The organism is Candidatus Thiothrix phosphatis, assembly GCF_035668035.1.
Classification (GTDB): domain Bacteria; phylum Pseudomonadota; class Gammaproteobacteria; order Thiotrichales; family Thiotrichaceae; genus Thiothrix; species Thiothrix phosphatis.
In genome coordinates, this window is the sequence record NZ_JAYMYJ010000135.1 from 1 (window position 1) to 7729 (window position 7729).

Genomic DNA, 7729 nt, shown 5'->3' on the forward strand with positions numbered 1-7729 from the left:
GTCACGCAAGAAGCCTGATAGTGTAATGTGCCAGCGCCGCCAGAAATCAGTGATGCTGGTCGCCCTGTAGGGCGAGTTGAAATTGATGGGCAGCCAAATGCCAAACAGCAAGCCGAGGCCGATGGCCATTTCTGCATAACCGGAAAAATCAAAATAAATCTGAAATGTGTAAGCCAACATGCCCTGCCAGGCAATTATCGTTTCCAGCGGTTGGGCGGTAGCGGCATTGGCGAAAGCCGGATCGCTGATAGTTGCAAAATGATCAGCTAGCACCACTTTTTTGAACAGGCCAATGCTGAAAAAATTTATTCCCAGGCCAGCCGTCCATAAATGTGTTCTTGTAATGGAAAGTTGTGTAAACTGCGGCATCATTTCACGGTAGTGCATTATCGGCCCCGCAATCAGGTGCGGGAAGAAACTGACAAACAGTAGATATTGGGGAAATCTGAACGGGTTTATGGTTTGGCGGTGAATGTCGACCAAGTAGGCAATCTGCTGAAAGGTGAAGAAAGAAATCGCCAGCGGCAGGGCAACTTCCGTCACGGAACTTCCACCGAAGATGCTGGTCACAAATACAGCATATTTGAACCAACCTAGCAATAGCAGGTTAAAACCGACGCCAAGCGGCAAAGCAAAGCGTTTTCCTTGGCCGATTAGCCGCCCCACGAAAAAATTGCCGGTTACGGACGCCAGCAATAACGGCAGGTTCCACAGGTTCCATTGGCTGTAAAAATACAAGGATGCGAGTGTCAACCAGCTTAAGGCCAAATCTTTCCTGTTGATATAAAACAGGAAGAGAAAGCCAGTCAATGTCACAGGAAGAAAGTGAAACAGGAAAGCATAAGAATTGAATAGCATGATGGGTTTTTTATCAGGGCAATTTGTTCATTTTATGTGATCAACATCACATAATAAGTATCTATACTTATAGTACCCTATTAAACAGGAGTGGTTCTATGGTTTGCAGGAGGTATCCAATGCAACTGATCCGGGCAATCGTTTTTATCTTTCTGGTCATGTTTGGCGCGCTGGCGATGGCGCAGCCCAATGCCCCAGACCAGCCGATCGGGAAGGTTCTGTTTTCAACAGGCGACGCCTATGCTGACCAGATAAAATTGCAGGCAGGCTCACCCATCTATATTGGCCAGACATTATCAACTGGCAATGTGGGGCATCTGCACATCCGCATGATTGATGGGGCTTTTTTAAGCCTACGTCCTACATCATCTGCCAAAGTGGCGCTCTATACGGTTGATCTGGATGATCCCGCCAACACCAAGATCCGGATCGACGTGCAGCATGGGGTTGTGCGTTCTGTCACTGGCAAGGGTGGGGAAGAGAACCATTCGGCTTTTCGTCTGAATACGCCTGTAGCAGCTATCGGTATCCGGGGCACTGATTTCATCGTTTATACGGATGCCATTTCTTCCGTTGTCGACCTGCGTCAGGGCGGCATCGCAATGACCCCGTTGTCTGACACTTGCAGCCCCTACACGCTGGGGATATGTAATGATGGGCAAGCCGTCACCTTGGCAGACCGGGATCCGGGCTTGTTGGCGGAAGTTAGCGCCGCGCGTCAGAAAGCGACCCGCGTCAGCAAGGCAAGTGCAGCGATCGTTCCTGACAAGATTGAGCCTGCTCATCCGGCTGAAGACCAAAGTTTGAAACAGGCTAAAGAAACGCCTGTTGTTATCAGTGCTGCACCAGCAGCGGAAGTGAAAACTTCCGGAACGACCACAAGCGATACGGCTAGTGGCCAAACGACCGATGGGAAGAAAGACGCTTCCTCAACAGATACGAAAACTGCCGCCACGACAACCAGCAGTGACACATCAAAAACTTCTACAGGCTCAACGACAGCTTCAAACACTTCGACATCAGGCTCCGGTTCAACAGGAGAAAGCAAATCCACGGCCGCCACGACAACAGGAACAACGACGAATGAGAGCAAAACCACCGGGACAACGGCATCCACAGGGTCGACAGTAGCTAGCGATAGCAGGACTACAGCCGGAACTGTCGTTACGGGGTCTACATATTCTACAACGTCTAGTCCAACAGCATCTAATGCAACGACTACAGTGACGACTACGGGAGGGACGACGGTGACGTTCGTAACACCTTCCACCTCCACGGCAAGTGCTGGTTCTGCTGTTAGCGCCACCAATGTGGCGACCTCCAGCGCAGGCGCAACCGTTGATGTTGCCTCCATTGCACCGGTGACCGCAGAAGTTGGGGCGAAAGAATCGGTAACGTCTGAATTGGCCAGCCGTGTCATTACCCAAGCAGCTACGGACAGTACGCTCAAAGAAGTTGAAAAGGCAGCGGGAGAAACAGCGCCGACCGTCCCTGTTGTTTCAACCCCACCTGTCGAAGCCAAGGCGCAGCCATTTTATTGGGGGCGCTGGTCTGACTATGTAGAGAAGGGGAATGTGGAGCAGACCATACAGTATCTCAATAGCAAAGGCCGACAAATAGGTGGCAACCAAGTTATGATATTGGCCTCTACTGAGAAGGCGGCTCCTGTGTTGCCCAAAACAGGGGAGATCAGTTTCAAGCTAGACAAGGCGGAAGCACATGTATTGACGGGAAAGGTTCTGCAGGACGCTAGTGTCAGTAATCCTGCCCTCACCGTCAACTTTGACCAGAATAGTTTCAAGACCAGTCTTGATGTGAGTTCTAGTGCTTTGGCCAATGGCACGGAGCACCTGAAAGCTAATGGCACACTTAACCCCAATACTGGGATGTTGCGTGAGGGTATCGTTGATACCAATATGACAGTCTATGGCGAAGTGGCAGATGGGGCTAGCCATGCGGGCTATCTGTTTAATCAGGAGAGCACGGGTATTGTTGGTGCCGCAAGCTTTGTCAAATAGAAGAGGTGGAAAGGGGCGGCTGATTGTTTAGGTATCGTTCAGTTTCCATTGTTTTCATCCTGCTCATGCTGGTTGCGTATGTCTTTACGCAACCAGTTTTCCGCCCCTCCATCCTTAAGCGCCTGGAATACATCGCTTATGACCTGAGAATGCAATTCTCAACTTCCCCTGAAGTGAATGATCCGCGTGTTGTGGTGGTCGATATTGACGACGACAGCATGAAGCGGGTGGAACGTTGGCCTTGGTCACGGGATAAGTTTGCTCAACTGATAGCCAATCTAAAGTTGGATTATCAAGTGGCGGAGGTAGGGCTGGATGTGATGTTCGTGGATCAAGTTTGCAATGGGCAGGCGAACGACCAGCGATTAATCGATATTTTCCACCAATATCCACCTGTTATGGCGTTGTCGCTACAAACCGAACTCAAAGAGGGGGAACCCCAATCCCGTAGCGGCGAGCCTGGCAAAGGGGTGGACTTGCAAGGAATTGGAGGCATTTCGCCAGAACACGCATGGTGGGGGCAGGCATTGGGCTACGTCGGCAATCTTGCCGATTTTCTTGGTTCCGAATCGGCTGTGGGGCATATTTCACCGAACCGCGACCTGGATGGTAAGGTCAGGCGCATCAGCCCTATTTTCCAATGGGACGGGCAATTTTACGACACGCTTTCCATGACGGTTGCACGCCAGTATTTTGGCGCTTCTTCCTTGTATTGGGATAACAGCTTGGATAATTGGCTGGATTCCCCCAAGCTGCGATTGGGTGCCCCTGATTCGCTCATGTACATGCCAGTCAGCATCTATGGCGATGTCCTGATCCCGTATAGCGCTGGAAACCGCTTCAGTGCCTATCGCCGCGTATCCGCCGCTGACATACTGGAGAAAAAGTATCCACTTGATGCGTTGGCTGACAAGTTTGTCCTGATCGGGACATCCGCTACTGGGCAAGCGGATACTGTCGCCACGCCGCTGACAACAGCGTTGCCAGGGGTGGAGGTGCATGCCGCCTTGCTGAGTGCCTTGCTGGGTGGGATTCTTGACCAGCAGCAGCAATTCAAAATTCAACCTGCCAATGAGAAATGGCTACAGCTTGGGGCATTGGTGTTGTTGACAGCCTTGTTATGGTTGGCGGGGCGTTCTGGTGTGTGGGGAATGTTGGTGGCGGCACCGTTATTGCTCATGATTTGGAGTGGGTTCAACTACCTATTGTGGTCTAAATTTAATCTTGCCATTGGTTTCCTGCCGCCTGCTTTGCTGATTCTTGCGGTTATGACTTATAGCATTGTTGCTGACTTGTTGGAGATTAACGCCCGCCATCAGCATGTGCGCAAGATGTTCAGCTACTACCTACCGGCAGTGGTGGTGCAGCGTTTGGCTAATGACCGTACTGGCACGGACTGGCTCAAGGCCGAGCGCCGGGATATGACAGTGTTGTTTGCCGACGTGTATGGTTTCACCTCAATGGCGGAGTCCTTGGATCCGGAAGCGGTGGCTGATATTACCTATCAGCTTTTTTCCAGTTTGACGGAGGTGATCCACCGGCATGGCGGGACGGTGGATAAGTATATGGGGGATGCCGTCATGGCATTCTGGGGTGCCCCATTGCCAGATCAGCATCATGCACTGAACACTGTCAAGGCTGCGGATGCTATGCAAAAGGCGGTCAGGCAGCTGAATGAAACCGTATTTGTAGAAAAGAAAATCAGCATCAGGTTAGGGGTCGGTATCAATAGTGGAACCATGGTGGTTGGCAACCTGGGCTCTTCATTGCGTCACACTTATACGGTCATGGGATCCGTGGTCAATACGGCGTCAGCCATTCAACAGCTTACGCGGCGCTATCAGCGTGATATACTGCTTGGTGAAGAGACGGCCAGCCGTCTGCCGGATTCGATGAGTATTGATCTGGGTTTCACAGAAATCAAAAAGCTTACCCATAAAATCAAAATTTTTGCCTTGAATAGCAGCGGGATGGAATAAAAAGTCTTTCTGTTTTTGGGCTGATGAAAGGACGACGCCCTTGATGTCTTCAAAAATGTTTATTGGGGTTTATACCACGTTGGTTGCTTACCCAGCGTTAGGTTTTGCTGCTTCCTGCGGAGAGGATCCTGATTATGCTTATGGCCTTCAATTGCGTAGCCAGCATTATTTCGCGGAGGCAAAACCGGTGCTGCAAGGCGTGGTGCGGCGGGATCCATTTTGTATGGCAGGAAAATTGGATTTGGCGCTGACGCATTTCAGCCTTGGCGAATTTGATGAATCTGAAAGACTGTTGCTGGAAGTGAAAGCGGCGGCCACCACTATCCCTGATCCCGCCGAAGCAGCCAAGGTACTGGAAACCATCAACAGCCATCTGGATAAAATTCCACAGTTGCGTAAAGAAGTGACATTCCGCTCTTCCATGCAAAGGCTTCAACCGCAGAAGCCACCTCCGAAGTTGCAGGTGGCGGCGTCGGTGGGGGTGGGCGACAATGTCAATGGCGGCTTGCATTTTGACACCTTGACTTTCGGCGTGGACAACGCCACTTATGTGTTGGCGGAGAAAGCGAAGGCGCATGGCGGGAGCTTTACGGATGTGGAAGCCGCTTACCAGCATGACCTGCCTGCTTCAACAACACTGGATGGCACTTTCCGGCTGATGGGCAGTCTGCGTGATAACCATCTGGGGGCGGAGTATGATCTGGGGACATTACGAGGCGGCCTGGATGTTAGGCCAAAAGGGGCGGCGGCAAAGTTGGATACTTCCATTGTTTTGTCCGGCGGAAGTTTTTATCTCGGCGGGGGGCTTTATCGTCAGGATATGGCGTTTGGGACTCAGATTTTACCCAAAATGTTTGGCCGAAAAGTGAAACTCAGCTATCAATTGACAGACAGTGACTACAAGACGGTTGAGGACACCGACTCCCGTTTTCATAAGGTGAACCTTTCAGTCCCACTCACTGCCGACAAGCCCGGACGTAAATTTGGTGTCGGTTTGGACGTTGGCTACCAATGGCCAGAATCCAGTGAACGGTTGGCGAATTATCAGGAAACTTCGGTGCGCCTGCGGGTGGCGCTGGAGCCTCGGCCCAGGCATGCCATTGCGGCAAGCTACGGCTATAGCCAACAGCGTGACGCCGAATCCTATGCAGCAGCCTTTGGAAAGAAAAAGCGTAACCTTGAGCAACAAGTGCTGGATATTGGCTGGTCTTGGCCTGTTGGCAACCGCATCACGTATGAAGCCAATTTTCTGGCCCGCAAGGCCGATTCATCCATCAAGCTGTTTGAAACTTCTTCCGTGGAAGCGACTGCAGGCGTCCGTTGGGAATTGGACTGAGTCAACCCCTTTTATTCTTCATCCAGCATCCGCCGCAATCCCTCCACATTGGTCAGGTAGAGGCTTTTACCTTCACGTTTGATCAACCCTTCATCTGATAGCATGCCCAATGCGCGGGAAATGCTTTCCCGCGTCGTGCCAAGCAGTATGCCGAGATCGTATTGCGCAGGCATGTTCCTGATACAAATAATCTGGTCAGGCCTGGCTTCGGGGGGGATCTGCGCCGTCAAGTATGCAGCCAGCCGGTTGGCGATGTTTTGCTGCTGAAGAACCAGCCGATGCCAGTTGTTTTTACGGATGATGGCCGCCATGTTCTGCATGATCCGGCGTGAGACCAATGGTACGTTATAAATCAGGGCTTCCGCGTCCTTGGGGCTGATGGATGCGATTTCGCTACGGGCGGTTGCTTGCACCGCCGCCGAACGGGGGTAGCCGTCAATGACCGCCAGTTCACCAAAATGGATGGGGGCGTCAATAATCGCCAACGCGACTTCTTGGCCTTGCCGGTTCATATCCAGCATCCGCACTTGTCCGCTCAACAGGAAATAGAGGCGGCGGGAGGTGTCGTTTCTTTCAAAGATATAGTCGCCTTTGCTGACTTGCTCAAAGCGGCATGCTTTCGTCAGGGATTCCATCAGGTCATCAGGTAAACCAGCGAGCAAGGGAACCTGCGCCAGTAATTTGGTGTGTAAAGGTTTGATCATGTGCTATAGACCCCATGCCGCGTGTCGTTTTACATCCTAAGCCAAGCATAGCCGATATTGTACGATAAGTTTTGTTCATTTGCGTTCCGACAGGAACCTTTTTGGCTATAGCCACCCGCCACCAATTTAAAGAAGGGTTTCTGTCTGATGCAATCCCGTAAAATATTGTGAAATGGTATACCGCATTTCGCCATTATGCGCCAGCTATAGTCCGTTTCGGGTTGTCTGCTTAGTAAGTGTACGGTCATACAATAAATTGATCACAATTTGAGCGATTAAATGTTGGATAGTAGGGAGTCTGTCGTCAATTTATTGTTACAAAAAAGAATTTTTCTATTTTGTTGAAGCGTTTAACCCCTAGCTATGCCTCACTTTCCTGACAAAAACAGAAGTGTTGGATAGATGTTATTAATCAAATTTTAGGCAAACTGGCAAATAAATTATTTTTTGTGATTCGAATCACATAAGAACAGCGTCCATATTGATAACTTATGCGTCATGGACAACATACAAATAACTGATGTCCAAAAACTGTTCTCAACCAAGTCAATTTTTAAGGAGTAACACTCTAATGACAGTCGCAACCAATGCCAATGTAACTAAACTGTACATTGCTACTTTTGACCGCGCACCTGACGGCGCTGGCTTGAGCTACTGGGTCAACAACTCCGGCCTGAGCCTGGAGCAGATTGCCCAAAGCTTCTTTGACCAACCTGAAACCCAAACCAAATACGCAGGCGTCGATACCGAAACCTTCGTAAAAACTATCTATCAGAACGTTCTGGGTCGTGAAGGTGAACCTGCCGGTGTTGCTTACTGGGTAGGCGAACTGAA

At 50.5% G+C, this 7729-nt stretch carries 6 protein-coding genes; 4 read left to right on the forward strand and 2 right to left on the reverse strand.

The features are described 5' to 3' along the window. A partial coding sequence (locus VSS37_RS15835) for an MBOAT family O-acyltransferase (RefSeq protein WP_324696759.1) occupies positions 1-858 on the reverse strand: 858 nt, incomplete at its 3' end. A 119-nt stretch (positions 859-977) separates the two neighbouring features. Here VSS37_RS15835 and VSS37_RS15840 point away from each other — a divergent pair. The 3 genes from VSS37_RS15840 (at position 978) to VSS37_RS15850 (ending at position 6191) form a co-directional block, all read left to right on the forward strand. Beyond that, complete coding sequence (locus VSS37_RS15840; protein WP_324696762.1) at positions 978-2876, forward strand: FecR family protein; 1899 nt, start codon at positions 978-980, stop codon at positions 2874-2876. A gap of 23 nt (positions 2877-2899) precedes the next feature. After that, positions 2900-4855: a CHASE2 domain-containing protein gene (locus tag VSS37_RS15845; RefSeq protein ID WP_324696764.1), complete on the forward strand. Its 1956-nt coding sequence runs from the start codon at positions 2900-2902 to the stop codon at positions 4853-4855. A gap of 223 nt (positions 4856-5078) precedes the next feature. After that, positions 5079-6191, forward strand: coding sequence for a hypothetical protein (locus VSS37_RS15850; RefSeq protein WP_324696767.1), 1113 nt, complete (start codon positions 5079-5081; stop codon positions 6189-6191). An 11-nt stretch (positions 6192-6202) separates the two neighbouring features. Here VSS37_RS15850 and VSS37_RS15855 read toward each other — a convergent pair whose 3' ends face one another. Continuing rightward, positions 6203-6895, reverse strand: a complete 693-nt coding sequence (locus tag VSS37_RS15855; RefSeq protein WP_324696769.1) for a Crp/Fnr family transcriptional regulator — start codon at positions 6893-6895, stop codon at positions 6203-6205. A 571-nt stretch (positions 6896-7466) separates the two neighbouring features. Between VSS37_RS15855 and VSS37_RS15860 the strand changes: the two genes are divergently transcribed. Further along, the coding region (locus VSS37_RS15860) for a DUF4214 domain-containing protein (RefSeq protein WP_324696771.1) at positions 7467-7729 on the forward strand (263 nt) is incomplete at its 3' end.